The 15,087-nt window shown below is 39.6% G+C and carries 21 protein-coding genes and 1 tRNA gene; 18 read left to right on the forward strand and 4 right to left on the reverse strand.

The window, feature by feature from the left end; genetic code table 11:
* The first annotated feature begins 140 nt into the window (after positions 1-140).
* From M1D84_RS07490 to M1D84_RS07505, 4 genes are all read left to right on the forward strand, one after another.
* Positions 141-2,060: an LTA synthase family protein gene (locus tag M1D84_RS07490; RefSeq protein WP_024427981.1), complete on the forward strand. Its 1,920-nt coding sequence runs from the start codon at positions 141-143 to the stop codon at positions 2,058-2,060.
* 85 nt (positions 2,061-2,145) lie between these two features.
* Entirely contained in the window at positions 2,146-3,270 is a 1,125-nt protein-coding gene (locus M1D84_RS07495; protein ID WP_024422984.1) for a M14 family metallopeptidase, read from the forward strand.
* A 154-nt stretch (positions 3,271-3,424) separates the two neighbouring features.
* Entirely contained in the window at positions 3,425-4,678 is a 1,254-nt protein-coding gene (locus M1D84_RS07500) for an MFS transporter (protein ID WP_024422983.1), read from the forward strand.
* A 76-nt stretch (positions 4,679-4,754) separates the two neighbouring features.
* On the forward strand, positions 4,755-5,069 hold the full coding sequence (locus M1D84_RS07505; RefSeq protein ID WP_024422982.1) for an MTH1187 family thiamine-binding protein: 315 nt from the start codon (positions 4,755-4,757) through the stop codon (positions 5,067-5,069).
* Positions 5,070-5,093: 24 nt separating this feature from the next.
* Here M1D84_RS07505 and M1D84_RS07510 read toward each other — a convergent pair whose 3' ends face one another.
* Positions 5,094-5,267, reverse strand: a complete 174-nt coding sequence (locus M1D84_RS07510) for a DUF2759 domain-containing protein (protein ID WP_003217333.1) — start codon at positions 5,265-5,267, stop codon at positions 5,094-5,096.
* A gap of 157 nt (positions 5,268-5,424) precedes the next feature.
* On the opposite strand from M1D84_RS07510, the gene M1D84_RS07515 reads away from it, so the two are divergent.
* On the forward strand, positions 5,425-6,063 hold the full coding sequence (locus tag M1D84_RS07515; protein ID WP_024422981.1) for an MBL fold metallo-hydrolase: 639 nt from the start codon (positions 5,425-5,427) through the stop codon (positions 6,061-6,063).
* A 47-nt stretch (positions 6,064-6,110) separates the two neighbouring features.
* On the opposite strand, the gene M1D84_RS07520 is transcribed toward M1D84_RS07515, so the two are convergent.
* Positions 6,111-6,353, reverse strand: coding sequence for a DUF2626 domain-containing protein (locus tag M1D84_RS07520; RefSeq protein ID WP_003217440.1), 243 nt, complete (start codon positions 6,351-6,353; stop codon positions 6,111-6,113).
* A 212-nt stretch (positions 6,354-6,565) separates the two neighbouring features.
* Here M1D84_RS07520 and M1D84_RS07525 point away from each other — a divergent pair, with 212 nt between their 5' ends.
* On the forward strand, positions 6,566-6,946 hold the full coding sequence (locus M1D84_RS07525; RefSeq protein WP_007501232.1) for a Spx/MgsR family RNA polymerase-binding regulatory protein: 381 nt from the start codon (positions 6,566-6,568) through the stop codon (positions 6,944-6,946).
* A 55-nt stretch (positions 6,947-7,001) separates the two neighbouring features.
* On the opposite strand, the gene M1D84_RS07530 is transcribed toward M1D84_RS07525, so the two are convergent.
* A tRNA-Gln gene (locus tag M1D84_RS07530) sits at positions 7,002-7,072 on the reverse strand.
* Between the two features lie 97 nt (positions 7,073-7,169).
* On the opposite strand from M1D84_RS07530, the gene M1D84_RS07535 reads away from it, so the two are divergent.
* The 9 genes from M1D84_RS07535 to M1D84_RS07575 all read left to right on the forward strand — a co-directional run bounded on the left by M1D84_RS07535 (position 7,170) and on the right by M1D84_RS07575 (position 12,441).
* Positions 7,170-8,045: an STAS domain-containing protein gene (locus M1D84_RS07535; protein WP_024422979.1), complete on the forward strand. Its 876-nt coding sequence runs from the start codon at positions 7,170-7,172 to the stop codon at positions 8,043-8,045.
* Positions 8,046-8,222: 177 nt separating this feature from the next.
* On the forward strand, positions 8,223-9,293 hold the full coding sequence (gene comGA / locus M1D84_RS07540) for a competence type IV pilus ATPase ComGA (protein ID WP_025092972.1): 1,071 nt from the start codon (positions 8,223-8,225) through the stop codon (positions 9,291-9,293).
* On the forward strand, positions 9,274-10,314 hold the full coding sequence (gene comGB / locus M1D84_RS07545; RefSeq protein WP_213404647.1) for a competence type IV pilus assembly protein ComGB: 1,041 nt from the start codon (positions 9,274-9,276) through the stop codon (positions 10,312-10,314). The genes comGA and comGB overlap by 20 nt, the downstream gene beginning before the upstream one ends.
* A gap of 16 nt (positions 10,315-10,330) precedes the next feature.
* Entirely contained in the window at positions 10,331-10,624 is a 294-nt protein-coding gene (gene comGC / locus M1D84_RS07550; RefSeq protein WP_024422977.1) for a competence type IV pilus major pilin ComGC, read from the forward strand.
* Positions 10,617-11,063 carry a competence type IV pilus minor pilin ComGD gene (comGD, locus tag M1D84_RS07555; RefSeq protein WP_024422976.1) on the forward strand — a complete coding sequence of 149 codons (447 nt, stop codon included), beginning with the start codon at positions 10,617-10,619 and terminating at the stop codon, positions 11,061-11,063. The genes comGC and comGD overlap by 8 nt, the downstream gene beginning before the upstream one ends.
* Positions 11,047-11,361, forward strand: coding sequence for a competence type IV pilus minor pilin ComGE (comGE, locus tag M1D84_RS07560; protein ID WP_283859498.1), 315 nt, complete (start codon positions 11,047-11,049; stop codon positions 11,359-11,361). Before comGD ends, comGE begins: the two co-directional genes overlap by 17 nt.
* A complete protein-coding gene (gene comGF, locus M1D84_RS07565; protein WP_024422975.1) occupies positions 11,348-11,800 on the forward strand; it encodes a competence type IV pilus minor pilin ComGF in 453 nt (150 codons plus the stop codon). The genes comGE and comGF overlap by 14 nt, the downstream gene beginning before the upstream one ends.
* Complete coding sequence (locus M1D84_RS07570; protein ID WP_151862661.1) at positions 11,797-12,180, forward strand: competence type IV pilus minor pilin ComGG; 384 nt, start codon at positions 11,797-11,799, stop codon at positions 12,178-12,180. The genes comGF and M1D84_RS07570 overlap by 4 nt, the downstream gene beginning before the upstream one ends.
* Positions 12,181-12,246: 66 nt before the next feature.
* Entirely contained in the window at positions 12,247-12,441 is a 195-nt protein-coding gene (locus M1D84_RS07575; RefSeq protein ID WP_024422974.1) for a YqzE family protein, read from the forward strand.
* A 34-nt stretch (positions 12,442-12,475) separates the two neighbouring features.
* Here M1D84_RS07575 and M1D84_RS07580 read toward each other — a convergent pair whose 3' ends face one another.
* Positions 12,476-12,754, reverse strand: coding sequence for a DUF3889 domain-containing protein (locus M1D84_RS07580; protein ID WP_171464609.1), 279 nt, complete (start codon positions 12,752-12,754; stop codon positions 12,476-12,478).
* A 299-nt stretch (positions 12,755-13,053) separates the two neighbouring features.
* Between M1D84_RS07580 and tapA the strand changes: the two genes are divergently transcribed.
* The 3 genes from tapA to tasA are packed head-to-tail and all read left to right on the forward strand — an operon-like array spanning position 13,054 to position 15,061.
* Entirely contained in the window at positions 13,054-13,581 is a 528-nt protein-coding gene (gene tapA, locus M1D84_RS07585) for an amyloid fiber anchoring/assembly protein TapA (RefSeq protein ID WP_024422972.1), read from the forward strand.
* 52 nt (positions 13,582-13,633) lie between these two features.
* A complete protein-coding gene (gene sipW, locus M1D84_RS07590; RefSeq protein ID WP_024422971.1) occupies positions 13,634-14,206 on the forward strand; it encodes a signal peptidase I SipW in 573 nt (190 codons plus the stop codon).
* 54 nt (positions 14,207-14,260) lie between these two features.
* Positions 14,261-15,061 (forward strand): biofilm matrix protein TasA, encoded by an 801-nt coding sequence (tasA, locus tag M1D84_RS07595; RefSeq protein WP_024422970.1) that lies wholly within the window; start codon positions 14,261-14,263, stop codon positions 15,059-15,061.
* Positions 15,062-15,087: the final 26 nt, after the last annotated feature.

Consider the following 15,087-nt stretch of genomic DNA (forward strand, 5'->3'; position numbering starts at 1 on the left):
TTCATAAGTTTGTCATGAGGAAAAAGACATTGATTTTCCATCATATACAGGATAAGATATACTTTAGTTATTTTTCTAGAAGCACCAATAATTAGGGTATATCTAGAGCCTGGGTGCGCGCTTAGCATAAGGAGGTTACAATGCGAAAGAATAGATTAAAGGCGATTTCATTTTTACTGATTGCGACATTGCTGATGTGGGTCAAAACCTATGTTATCTATAAATCTAGCTTCAATATTAAAATTGAAAATTTCATGCAGGAGTTTATCCTGTTTATAAATCCGCTTAGCTTTCTCTTGTTTATCTTCGGTATCGGTTTATTTTTCAAAGAAAAAAATCGCAATCGATATATCATCGTGACAAGCTTTATCCTAACATTCGTTTTGTTAGCCAACATAGTGTTTTATCGATTCTATAGTGATTTTCTAACCATCCCCGTCCTATTTCAAACAAACAATATGGGTGACCTCGGTTCCAGTATTACCTCTTTAATTGAACCAGTCGATTTACTGATGTTTGTTGATATCATCATTTTAATTTGGCTCTATAAAAAACAGCCTTCCTTTAGAACAGATGTCACCGTTTCACGAAAAGAACGAGCAGCATATTACTTATTTGTGGCAGCTACATTTTTCTTTAACCTTGGTTTAGCTGAAACAGAAAGACCAGAACTGCTTACTCGCTCATTTGACCGTGAGATGCTGGTGAAAAATATCAGCTTATATAACTTCCATATTTATGATGGGGTATTGCAATCGAAGCAGTCCGCCCAACGAGCCCTTGCTGACAGCAATAGCTTAACTGAAATTGAAAACTATGTAAGCGCAAATCAAACGGACCGTAATGAAAAGACATTTGGTCAAGCAAAAGGACGAAATGTCATTCTTGTATCACTTGAATCTACACAGAGTTTCGTGATCAATGAAAAATTAAACGGGAAAGAAATTACTCCGTTTTTAAACAAATTGATCAAGAAGAGCTATAACTTTACTAATTTTTATCACCAAACAGGTCAAGGGAAAACATCTGATTCAGAGTTTATTGTAGATAATTCTCTTTATCCACTTGGAAGAGGGGCTGTGTTCTTCACAAATCCAAGTAATGAGTTTACAGCTACACCTGAGCTGTTAAAGGATGAGGGCTACCACTCTTCTGTTATTCATGCGAATAACAAAAGCTTCTGGAACCGTGACCTCATCTACGATAGCTTTGGCTACGATAAGTTCTTTGATATTAAATCATTTGATGTGAATGAAGAAAACTCAGTTGGCTGGGGACTGAAAGATGGTCCGTTCTTTGAGCAGTCCGCTGAATTAATGAAATCGATCCCGCAGCCTTTCTATACGAGATTGATTACATTAACGAACCATTTCCCTTTTGATTTAGATGAAGAAGATAAGCTCATTGATGAATATGATTCAAAGAGCAAAACACTGAACAAGTACTTCCCTACAGTGCGTTATCAAGATGAAGCCCTTAAGCTTTTCTTTAAGAAGATGAAGGAAGCTGGGTTATACGATAACTCCATTTTTGTTTTGTATGGGGATCACTACGGAATTTCTGAAAACCATAACGAAGCCATGGGACAATTCTTAAATAAAGAGATTACGCCATTTGAAGAAGTGCAGCTTCAAAAAGTCCCGTTTGTTGTACACATTCCAGGGGTAACGGATCAACATCCAAAAGAAATTGATACGGTAGGCGGTCAGGTCGATATCCGTCCAACTGTACTCAATCTTCTAGGGATTGATACAAGTAAACAAATTCAATTTGGTCATGACCTTTTATCAAAAGATACGAATGACTTTACAGTACTCCGTGATGGAAGCTTTATTACGAAGGACAGCATTTTTACAGATGGTGTTTGCTACAATAAAGAGACAGGCGAGCCAGCAGATGATAAAAATGTGTGTCAGTCTTATGAAGAGAAAGCGAAGCAGGAGCTTCAATTCTCTGATCAAATCATCTACGGAGATCTCCTTAGATTTTATGATCGAAACAGCCCGGACCATTCACCATCCAAAAAAGAAGGTGAAACGGAGCTGAAAAAGGCGTCCTAATAGATGAAAAAACCTCTGCTATTTTAGAAGCAGAGGTTTTCTTTTTTTGTCTGACGGCTCATATAGTATGAGAGGAGGGATGTAAATGAAGACAACGTCGTTTGGAAAAATTGAATGGCAGCTGGATGAAGCAGGGAGGGATGCTATGGCAAAGCAGCTTGGTATTGGTAAAGCTGCTTTTCATTTATCTAATCAATCAAGCACTGATAACCTTCTTTTACCGGGATATAGACTTCCAGAAGGAGTCCATGTATTTGATTCGATAGGTGATGTGCAGAGATTTATTGCACCTTACAGACTGCAGCAATCCGATGATTGGATTAATGGAACATTTGAATATGATAGCGCTCGATTAGAAGAAGAGCTGAGCCGCTTGAAAGCCGTATTTCCTTTTCTTCATATCAGCGTCATTGGCCATTCAGTGCTTGATACACCTATTTATGAGATCCGAACAGAGCCTGTTCAGCATTTACATTCTATTCATCTCAATGCCTCATTTCATGCAAATGAATGGATCACAACGTCTGTTTTATTAAAATGGTTGAAATCGCTTTGTTTAGCAGCGTCAGATCCGGTACAGGCAAGACATTATGAAGCGGTTCATATCCTGCAGACCACCGCTTTATCCATCGTGCCAATGGTCAATCCAGATGGAGTGGATTTGGTTCGTAATGGACCGGAGTCACTAGGTCTTCATCGTGAAGAATTCACACTGCTAAACGAGGGATATTCCGATTACCGGGAATGGAAAGCAAATATTCGAGGGGTGGATTTAAACAATCAATTCCCTGCTTATTGGGAGATCGAGTACTATCGTCATCAGTCGAAGGCACCGTCCTACCGGGATTATCCTGGGCGCGAGCCATTAACAGAACCAGAAGCGAAAGCGATGGCCAATCTTGCGTTGCGAAAACGATTTGACCGGCTGATCGCCCTTCATACACAAGGAGAAGAGATCTATTGGGGGTTTCTTGGCCATGAGCCAGCCATCTCAAAAGAAACGGTCAAACGATTCGAACGAGTGAGCGGCTACAAACCGGTCCAATATCTCGACAGCTATGCAGGCTATCGCGATTGGTTTATTTATCAATTTCATAGTGAGGGCTATACAGTCGAGCTTGGTCTAGGGAAAAATCCTCTTTCCATGGATCAATTTGATTCGATCTATGAAAAAACAAAGCGACTTTTGTGGGAAGCGTGTAAATGTTAAAAGCACCTGTCTGGTGCTTTTTCATATTTTGAGAAAATCAATTGCTTATGGTCAATAAAAACAATGTTGAAGCAATTGACGAAGGCCTCCTAGTAAGCTATTGTGAAAGATATGGATGTAAAAAAAAGGATATGATTTAGGGAGATGTCGACTATTGAGTGCTCAAAGCCTGTGGAAAAGAAATTTTACTTATTTATTTGTTTCTAAAATGTGCAAAATTACGGCTGATAGTTTATCTTTCAACAGCATCTTGTGGCTTTTAGTACTAGGAGGGAAAGGGGCCATAGGGACAGCTTTTTTTATTGCAGTCAGCTTTGTTCCTCAAGCGATTGTTGGACCATTTATTACGCCTATGATGAAGCCGCATCAATTGAAATTTTGGATGTGTTTTGCTGATTTAACACGAGGAGCGATTATCCTTGTGATCGTGGTTAGTTACTTTTATGGTTTCACACCATTAGTCCTCATCATTGGCTGTATGCTGCTGCATTCGGCGACAGGAGGCTCCTATGAACCGGCATCTGTATCGATTATCCCAAAGCTTGTTCATGAGGACCTCATACAAAAAGCGAATGCAACGATCCAATCAGCAAGTCATGTAGTAAGACTTGTGACGGTCACGATTTGTGGTGTCATGATTGCGTTTGTAGGCGTAGGTTATACAATGCTTGTGATCATTCCTCTTTACCTTTTGTCCGCTTTATTGGTGTTCATGATTTCATATCAAACAGAAGTCATCATCGATAAAGCCAAAAAAGGGTTATCTTACGGCAAAAGATTAATTCGAGGTTTTTCACTTGTGAGAAGCCATCATATTTTGTTTCCATTAGCGATTTTTTGTGTCTGCTCAAACTTTGCTGCGGCACCATGGGAAGCATTGTCTGTTATTTATTTAACGGAAGACCTACATAGTGGACCGGTCGTCTATTCATTCATCAAAGTCACAACCGCACTAGGGGCATTTTTGATGGGATTTGTTTTGACAAAGATAAAAGTGAATCGGTATGGATTGCTGTTTATAGGTGCTGGGATTGTTGATGGAATTGCCTTCTTTATCACAGGTATGAACGCATTGTTACCACTTGTGTTTATATCAGCTTTTGCTTTAGGAGCAGCCATTAGTGCAGTTAACGTACCCGAACATACGATGATTCAATTGTCAGTTAAGGCAGAGGATCAGCCGCAAGTGTATGCGATCATTAACATGATTTCCTACTTGATGATTCCGTTAGGCGCCCTCATTGGCGGTTATATGGCAACCCTGTTTGGATCTGGGTATGTCATTGCGGCTGGCGGCATCATTGAAGCTGTTTCAGGTATATGTCTGCTTCTGTTTACAAAGATCGGGAAGGTAGAGAGAGCAGATTTGACGATAAAACGAGACAAACCTGCTGTAAACGCAACGTAAGCATGGCATGATTGAATGAGGATAGGTTACAATGAGGACGAGAAAACATGAGAATTTAATGGAAAGGGGAAAAACGATGGCTATAGCAGACGTCACCATCATTCCGATAGGCACTGAAACACCAAGTGTCAGTGCTTATGTAGCAGATGTACAAATAATTTTAGAAGGCTTTCAACAAGAAGGGAAAATCAAATATCAATTAACACCGATGAATACGTTAATTGAAGGCGAATTATCCGTTTTATTTGAGGTCATTCAGCGCATTCATGAAGCCCCTTTTGAAAAGGGATTGCACCGAGTAGCGACCAATATTCGCATCGATGACAGACGGGATCAAACCACAACACTTACAAGCAAATTAGAAAGCGTGAATAAGCATTTAAATCAATAAAAAAAGCCTGCTAAATGCAGGCTTTTAATGTGCAGTTGGATAACCGCTATAGATGATGGTCATGACAGTGAACCATCCAAAAACCAAAAATGTAGCGCCTGCAAAAGCGATGGCAAGTACGTTCACTTTTTTTAGTGAGCGATAGATACCGAGCGCAGCTAAAATCGTGACTAGACCAAAAATAATGACGAGCATCATGTGAAAGTCCCCCTTTGTCATCAATCCCCTTGATTTCCTTTCTTTTCATTTTAACCGTTTTCATAAAGCTTGTCGAGTAGATTCCAGTTGACGATTGTTTGAATTTTTATTGAATAGCCTTCATAATAAAAAAGAATGAATAAAGTAGGTGATGAAAATGAATTGGAGAAGAATGCCACTAGGCTATGTACAAGCGAACGCATATATTTGGAAAAATGAGCAGGGAGAATGCTTAATTTTTGATCCAGGCGGTGAAGCGCAAAAGCTGATTTCCTATGTAAAAGAAAAACAGCTTACACCACTTGCTGTCTTATTGACACATGCTCACTTTGATCATATTGGCGCGGCAGATGAGGTGCGCGAAGAGTGGGGAGTGCCGCTGTATGTACACGAAAATGAAAAAGAATGGCTCACGAACGCTGAATTAAACGGTTCAGCTCGATTGATTGGGAATGGAATTACGGTCAAAGAAGCTGAAAAATTGATTACGTCAGAAGGAACGCTTCAAATTGGATCGTTTACATTAGAAATGTTCCATACACCAGGGCATTCACCAGGCAGTGTGTCTTACTATTCGGCGGAAGAGGGCTTTGTTATTTCTGGTGACACGCTATTTGAAGGCGGCATCGGGAGAACAGATTTAGTAGGCGGCAGTCAGGAAGTGCTGCTACAATCAATCCATCAAAAATTATTGTCATTGCCAGAATCAACTCTTGTTTTAAGCGGACATGGCGGGGAAACGACTGTGCTGACGGAGCAGGAGCAAAATCCGTTTATTAATGGTTTTTCTCTTTAATTGCAGGCATGAAAAAAGCATCTCTTTAAAAGAGATGCTTTTTTCAATTAATGTCCGGTACCGGGAACCATGATGAAAATCGAATAATATGTAAATCCGGCAAAGAAAATCGTCAAGTACGCTCCGAAAATGTAAATATACATTCTTTCGGATAAATTCAAGTAGGATAAAAATACAAAAAGAACGGTTTGACCGAAGAACAGCAGCGATGCATCTTTCATATGTCCTAAATAGAACATGACAGCAAAAATACCCGTCCAAAAGCCAAGCACGCGGAACATGCGATTCATTTCTTTCCCTCCCCTTAAAAACCCCTTTGATTCATATTATAGCTGATCATCACTTGTTATGTAAACATTTACATTTTTGACATCATGTGAACAATTTATTTTGAATGTAGAAAAAATTTTTTTGAAAAAATGATGAAAAAGTGTTTATGCTGAAAAACATGAGGGTACTTACTCCATAAGAGAAAAGGTTAACGACCTAAGGAGGAAGACTAATGAGTGACATTACTTTTTATTCATACCCGAGCTGCACGTCTTGCCGCAAAACAAAACATTGGTTAAAGGCGAATCAAATTGATTTTAAAGAGCGTCACCTTTTCAGAGAAACGCCAACACTAGATGAATTAAAAAAGATTCTTTCTTTAACAACTGAAGGAATGGATGAAATTTTAGCCACACGAAGTCAGGCTTTTAAAAGCTTAAATTTAAATATTAATGACTTAAAAGTAAACGAGGTCTTACAGCTTCTCATTGAAAAACCAAAGCTGCTACGGAGACCAATCATTATTGATGGAAATAAACTGGTAGTAGGTTATAATCCAGGAGAACTCATGAAAATATCAAAAAAGAAAGCGATTCATCAATCAGTTTCCTAATAAAAAACGAAGATCAGCTGAAACATGCTTCAGCCGTCTTCGTTTTTGTGCTGAACTGGGCTAGCTGGGTTCGAACCAACGATCACGGAGTCAAAGTCCATTGCCTTACCACTTGGCTATAGCCCAATATCAAACGTGTAATGATATTGTTCACCATCTGCGGTCATTTATACATAAAAGTTGTATGTCACGAGTTTTAGTGAAAAAGGAGCGAAAGAAGTAAATGAAAAATGAAAAATCTAAGCAATTATATGAATTTATCCTAAAAGAAGCCCCTGTCATGACCGAAGAATGGCTAAAAACAAGAACAGAAGAAGGCTCATTATATTCTAAACATGCTTCAGAGGAAACGGAAAAGAAGCTGAAGGAACAGAACACAGCATTTATTCAAACCATTGCAGCCACGCTTGTGACGCTGTCAGACAAAGTAGAAAACCATTTGAAAAAGTGGTCTGTTGATATTGCACGTGATCGAGCAGTGCACGAGGTGCCGCTATATGAAATCATTGGACAGTTTAAGATTTTCCGCCACATTTTCTGTTCGAGAATTGAGACATTCACCCAAGAAACAGAGCTTGAAGTGACGCTGCAAGATGTATGTCAGTGGAATCAGCACTTTCACGCCACATTTGATGACATGATTGAGCGTTTATCAGAAGAATATGACCGCGTGACACTTAGTCAGCTGAATGCACAAAGAGAGATGATTCAAGAACTAAGTGCCCCAGTTATTCCAGTATCAAAAGAAATCGGGATTTTGCCGCTGATTGGAGAGATCGATACGTACCGGGCCAAAATCATTCTGGAATCCGTACTAGAACAGGCTTCAAGACTGCGTCTAACGCATTTATTTATTGATATTTCTGGTGTTCCCGTTGTTGATACGATGGTGGCCTATCAGCTGTTTAAAGTGGTCGATAGTGCGAAGCTGCTAGGAATTGAGACGATTATTTCAGGCATCCGCCCAGAGATCGCTCAAACTGTAGTGAAACTCGGCATTGATTTCTCAAAAGTAAATACTGAACACAGCCTTGCAAAAGCGTTAGAAAAAAGAGGATTTCGTATCTTTGAAGAGCAGCCGCAAGAAGCCACATCATGACCAAAAAACCTGTACTTGTAAAAGTCAGGTTTTTTTATATGCTCTTTTCTAAAAAATGATGTAATGCATCGTGAGTTGAGGGTTTTCATCATTTATTAGTCATGAAAATCATAAATTGCTCTTTTGTCATTCACGTTCCGCCATTCTACAATGTGATCAGAGAAAGGAGTGATCCACTTGTATGGGATTGAATATTTAAGACAAGAGCTGCTAGAAGAAGCATGCCGCATGAGGGCTTCTGATGTGCATATTGTGCCAAAAGAAAAGGAAGCTTCGGTGTCATTTCGTGTTGATTCAGATTTAATCCAGCAGCGAACCATTGATAAAAAAAGCGGAGAGCGGCTTATTGCACATTTTAAGTTTTTATCTTCTATGGATATAGGGGAAAAAAGGAGGCCGCAAAATGGCTCACTAGCTGTGATGCTAAGAAAAGGTCAAGTATTTATTCGGATGTCTACCTTGCCGACAGTGAATGATGAGAGCTTAGTGATTAGAATTTTACCGCAGGATCATGTTCCGAAAATAAAACATCTATCATTATTTCCGAAAGCCTCAGCCAGATTATTATCCTTTTTAAACCACTCGCATGGACTCATTTTATTTACTGGGCCAACCAATTCGGGGAAAACAACAACCCTCTATTCACTGATCCAGTTTGCAAAAAAGAATTTCAACCGAAATATTATTACACTTGAAGATCCTGTCGAAACAAGAAATGAAGAAGTATTACAGGTTCAAGTAAATGAAAAAGCCGGCATCACGTATGCCGCTGGATTACGCGCTATATTAAGACATGATCCAGATGTGATTGTGCTAGGAGAAATAAGAGATGCTGAAACGGCCAGAACGGCGATTAGAGCAGCACTGACAGGCCATTTAGTATTGAGTACGCTCCATGCAAAAAATGCAAAAGGAGCCCTTTACCGCATGCTTGAATTTGGTGTCACGATGAATGAACTTGAGCAAACGATGGTTGCGATTGCTGCCCAGCGATTAATCGAGCTCACCTGTCCTTTTTGCGGAGAAAGATGTCAGCTTTACTGTAAATTAAATCGACCGATCAGACGAACAAATGTATTTGAACTGCTGTTTGGAAAAGAGCTTGGTGAGTGTATCAAGGAGGCTAAAGGAGAATATGCTCACTCGTCATATGAAACACTGCAAAGATTAATTCGTAAAGGAGTGGCACTCGGCTATTTATCAAAAAACACTTACCATCGCTGGGTTTATGAAGAAGCGAGCCTCTAAAGTATGGTCTAAAAAGGATCAAGCTGAATGCCTATCAAAACTGGCTCAATTAATTCAGGCTGGATATACATTGATTGAGGCATTAGTGATGGTGAATATCCAGTTATCAAAACAACAGCGGCAGCAATTAAAACTAGGTATTCAGTGGCTTCACGAAGGCGAGCCTTTTTATGTAGTGCTGGAGAGAATCCATTTTCAGCGGGAAGTCATCGCTATACTATGTTTTTCTGAGAAGCATGGCAGTCTAGCCCGTGCTTTAGAACAAAGCGCCCGTTTTTTAGAGAAAAAAATCAAACAGTTAGACACGTTTAAACGTATGTTACGTTACCCGCTTTTCCTCATCTTCACGGTTTTGGTCGTGCTGGTACTCGTTCAGCAAATGATCATTCCTCAATTTTCTGTTTTGTACTCATCGATGGATACCCGCATGTCTTGGCTGATTCAAGGGATGTTTGGACTATTTCAATTCCTTCATGCTTTTCTGCTCATCACTAGTTGTCTGTGTATCTGTCTTATTGGATATTATGCTGTTTTTTTTAGGAAAAAGTCGACCCTTGAGAAATTGAGGGTGATGAGTAAGCTGCCTTTTTTATATAAAGGGATGCAGCTGATGCATACGTACCTTTTTTCTCTTCAGCTCAGCGGACTGCTTCAAGCTGGATTATCGATGTACGAAGGTTTGCAAGCTTTTAAACAGCAAAGCTACCTGCCTTTTCTTCAAGAAATAGGTGAACAAATGATGGAAGAGTTAAGAAAAGGAGAAAGCATGGCCCATCAAGTAAGCGTGTCTCCTTTTTTCGAAAAACATTTTGCAGCCATTATCAAGCATGGTGAAGCCAGCGGAATGCTTGCGAGAGAAATGTACACGTACAGCCAATTTCTATTAGAGAATGCAGAGCTAAAAATTGAAAAATGGATGTCTTGGCTGCAGCCAGTTATTTATGGGGTAACAGCACTTCTTATACTCATCGTGTATTTATCTATTCTTTTACCAATGTATCAACTAATGGAGCAAGTGTAAGAAGGAGGACAGAGACATGAATGATAAAGGATTTACCCTGTTAGAAATGTTAATAGTCATGCTCGTAATATCCATTCTTTTACTCATTACCATACCGAATATCACACGTCATCACCAAGCGATTCAGGCAAAGGGCTGTGAAGGGCTTAAATCAATGGTCAGCACACAAGTGATGGCATATGAATTGGAGCATGATGGGAAGACGCCATCTTTAGCTGAATTAGAAAAAGAAGGTTATGTCAAAAAGGGATTAACTTGTCCTAATGGAAAAGCGATTGTCATTCAAAACGGCAACGTGAAGCATGAATAAATTATTTTTACATGAGAAGGGTTTTACCCTGATTGAACAGCTGATGATCTTACTTGTTTTATCGATTGTATTGTCGATCATGGGAGGGAAAATCCCAAAAATAATAGAAAACGCTGAAGCCAAAAGACAAGTAAACATCATGAAACAAGATCTTCAATTGGCATCATATACTGCATTTATCAAAAAAACACGTGTACATGTTGGGATCCATCCGCCGCATGTATCTTATCAGGTAATAGATCAAAAGAGTAACGAAGTCATTGCTTCATATCAACATAAAAAGGGCAGCATCAAAACTTCTACATTCTCGCAAGGTATCTATTTTAATGCAAAGGGACATCCAAGCAGCGGTGGATCTCTCATTGTCGAATTTGGCAGTCAATCGTATAAACTCACGATTTATTTAGGAAGCGGGCGAATCCATGTTCAAAAACAATAGAGGATTTAGTACGTTTGAGACACTGTTTGCCTGTCATCTCTTTCTATTTGCTGCTCTAGTGCTCATTCCAGCCTATGAAAAACTCATGATGGGGAAAAAGGAAGTGAGAGCCAATCTTGAAGCTTATCAGGTTTTACATGAACAGATGAATGAAGCGTTCATAAATGGGACAACATCTTCCATCAAAAAGAAGAGAGGCGAGATCACGTATGTTTTCAATTGGCGTAAACAGAAGGGATGTGTTTCATACAAAGTACAAAAAAAAGAGACCATATGCTTTCAGCATGTGGAGCGATGACAAAGCTTTTACCCTTTTACAAGCTTTGTGGCAGTTGCAGCTCTTTCTATTTCTTTCTTTTGGCTGTGGACTGATCTTTTCAGCAGCGGAGAAAGCTCATCCATTTGAAGACATCAACGGATTTTCCCAAATGGAGTGGAAACAGACTGTTCTGCAATTAGATGAGGAATTAAGTCGTGCCGATGCTGTGAAATCAGTGAAAGATGGAAAAGCGTTAGAGTATATTTCTGATCAAGGGCGAGTGGTAACAATTGAGCCATATCAAGAGATGCTTCGAAAACGAACGGATCAAGCTGGGCATCTTCCTTTATTGCATAAGGTGAAACAATTTCACGTGAGAACGAGTCAGCATAGAGCGATTCTAAAAGTCACAGATGGATCTGGTAAAGTGTATGAAGCCGTTTTTTTCACATATAAAGGAGTGGTTCGTAAATCGTGAAAAGAGAGGAAGGGTTTATCTATCCGCATGTACTTGCGGCGATTTTATTTTTTCTCTTGATCCTAGGGGCGATAACGATGGGGTTTCAAAAAGAACTGAAAAGTGCAGAGCTGACGGTTTCCTTTTATAAAAAACAGCAGCTTTTTAGGGTGGGTGTGAGTGAAGCTGCCAGCACAGTAGAACGTATTTGTGCGAAACAGAAAACCCATATTGATACTAAAGAAGGCCGTGTGACACTGAAGCGGATGAAATGCGATCTTAAGAAAAAACTTGTCCTTGTTTTGGTGAAGGTGAAAACAAAAGATGGTTTATCCGATGAGCGTGAACTGATGCTGGATTGGAAGACCGGTGAAATCATGAGATGGGCAAATCCTGATTAGTTATTAGCCAGTGTATAAAATCATCCTCTTCCTGGAAAGACTTGAAGGAAGAAGAGGTGAATGTGCTTGAAAACAAATGACTATGTAAAATATATGACGCAGGAAATCATTAAATATATGAATACACCACGTGACGAACGGAAGGAACACAAACAAGAAAAAATAGAAACGAAACCGCCGTTTTCACAGCGTTTATTTGGGGTTCTGCCGTTTGGCTTATCCATGATGCTTAAAAAACGCCAGCGCCATCGACGAAAGTAAAAAGCCGCCCAGCAGGCGGTTTTTCTATGCCACTTTAGCTGTATTCCTCCACAACAATCACTTTATTCACCTTATTTGAGTAAGGATTATAGGAAATGGTGACGAATACCCCAAATTCCTTTGTATGGTCTTTTAACGTAATATGATACTGTTTCACAGATTCCTTATCGCGGTGGCGGTCCCATACTTTTTGTTTAAATAATACTTGCGTTAGCGGGTATCTTTTTTTTGCTTCTTTGACTGCCCGCGTTTCCCATTGATCTGCGGCGGCAGTCAAACCTCTCGCATCAACGGGTTTGACCTCTAGAATCATAAAACTCAGCAGTAAACTGAGCATGATTATGATTTTTCCATATTTCACTTAACATCACCTCACCTCTTCATATCCTGACCAAATCCTACATTTTTATGTAAGTTTTAAGAAGTACAAATGTCACACAAAAAAATATTGAATATGGTGAAAAAATGAGAAAATGGGAGAATTTTCTCGTAATGGTTCTTGTTTAAGAACAAAATGGACTAATTTGACGTTTTGGGTTTTATAGGTATTTCCTTATACTGTATATAATCGTTCTTTTTAAAGAACAGTTGTTCAAGGAGTTGAAGGAATGAATGAAACAGTCGCTCTTTGTACTCTTTTGTGCCATTTGTTTGATTTTGACGTCTTCCCTCATGACACCAACGAATGCTTCTTTTAACGATGTTGAGCACAAAAACTTTGTCATGAAAACATGTGAAAATTTTGAACAGACAGATCAGCATTGTCAGCCTAAAAAATGGGATGAAAGTCAATTGGAGCTTATCGATCAAACGATGATCGAAGGAACAGTCTGCGCACCTCAAAAGCTGAGCATGACACTAAAAAATAGTGGACAGCCTATTGCGTACTCTGAATGGAAGTGGGAATTACATAAAATAGGAAATGGTCAGAAGCCATTACAAGATGGTCATATTCTTGAAAAGGGCTCCATAAAGTCCCTGTTGTCGCAAGAAACAGCGACTGTCACGACAGATAAAGCAAAAACAAATGGAAGCTATGCATTTAAAATCTATTATCCTAAAGGGTTTGGCGCATCTGATCAGGCGTACTTTTGGTCTAAACCGATGGTGCTCTCAAAGTGTCAAGAAAAGGCGTCCTAAATGGAGCTGTCTTTTAAAGTGAAAAAATGATAGGCGAAGGGGAGAAGGGGTTATGAAAAAATGGATGAAAATGTCTGGGAGTATTCTTTATGTGATGGTGTTCACGGTGATGATAGCCTCTATTATTGTCGTGTTGTCATCAAGAACAACAGGAGGAGAACCTCAGATTTTCGGTTATCAATTGAAGCAAGTATTATCAGGTTCGATGGAACCAGAATTTTCAGCTGGGTCACTGATTGTTGTAAAACAGGTCGCCTCACCTGAGACGCTCAAAAAAGGAGATATTATTACGTTTCAAACAAAGCAGGATCAGTCCTTTGTGACCCACCGAATTGTTGGGGTGAAGGGAAAGGGTGCAAATAAAGCGTTTGAGACGAAGGGTGACAATAATATGTATCAGGACGGTACGCTGGTAAAAGCGGATCAGGTAACTGCGCAGTATATGGGAGTGAACATTCCTTATGCAGGAAAGCTTCTTTCGTATGCAGGGACATCAGCTGGAACTGCTTTGCTCCTTATTATACCAGGTGTCATGCTGCTCGTTTATTCAACCATTCATTTTGTGGGCGCAGCAAAACATCGTAGACACACGGCTGATGTACATATCTCAGAGGAACAAGCTTAAATCGTTTGTAACCTAATCAGGTTTCAATAAAACAATATATTAGGGGGTTTATTCATGGCAATGAAGAAATCAATTCGTTTAGGTGTATTATCAGGGGCTTTAGGTCTTGCATTAATTGGCGGGGGAACATGGGCGGCGTTTAATGATATTGAAAAGGCAAACGCGGTCTACTCGACAGGAGAGCTGGATTTATCTGCTAAAGAGAACTCCGGCGCCATCAACCTTTCGAACTTAAAACCTGGTGATCGGATCAAGAAAGAATTTCATTTTGATAATAAGGGATCACTAGCGATAAACCAAGTGCTGATGAGTCTTGATTACAGCCAGTTTACAGATGGATCTTCCGCGAAGAATGGCGGTAAAAATACAGCTGAAGAATTTCTCAGCCAGTTTCAGGTGAGTGTTCTTACGGTTGGAGCCGAAGGTGGAAATGGTTATCCGAAAAATATTATTTTAGACCATGCAAACCTGCTTGACTTGCATCAATTAACGTCAAAACAGGATCAGACCGCATTTGAAAAGCTTCGTCATGCCGTCGATGAGAAGTTTTTACATGAAAGTGGGAAAATTAATGTAGCAACTGTTGATGGAACAGTGGCTCCAGAGTATGACGGCATTCCAAAGAATCCGTTTGATTACGATAAAATGGAAATGATCATTGAATTTATCAATGACCAGACGAAGGATAAAGCTGGTCACTATATCCAAAATAAATACCAAGGCGATGCGATTCAAATTGATCTTTCCTTCGAAGCGACTCAGTGGAATGGTTTAACGATCAATCCAAAAAAGCATACGGATGAAAAAGGCTACGTGAAAGAAAACGAAAAAGCACACAGCGAAGATAAAAAATAAAGCCAGTCTTTAGGCTGATATCAAGG

The organism is Bacillus sp. PK5-006, assembly GCF_054161415.1.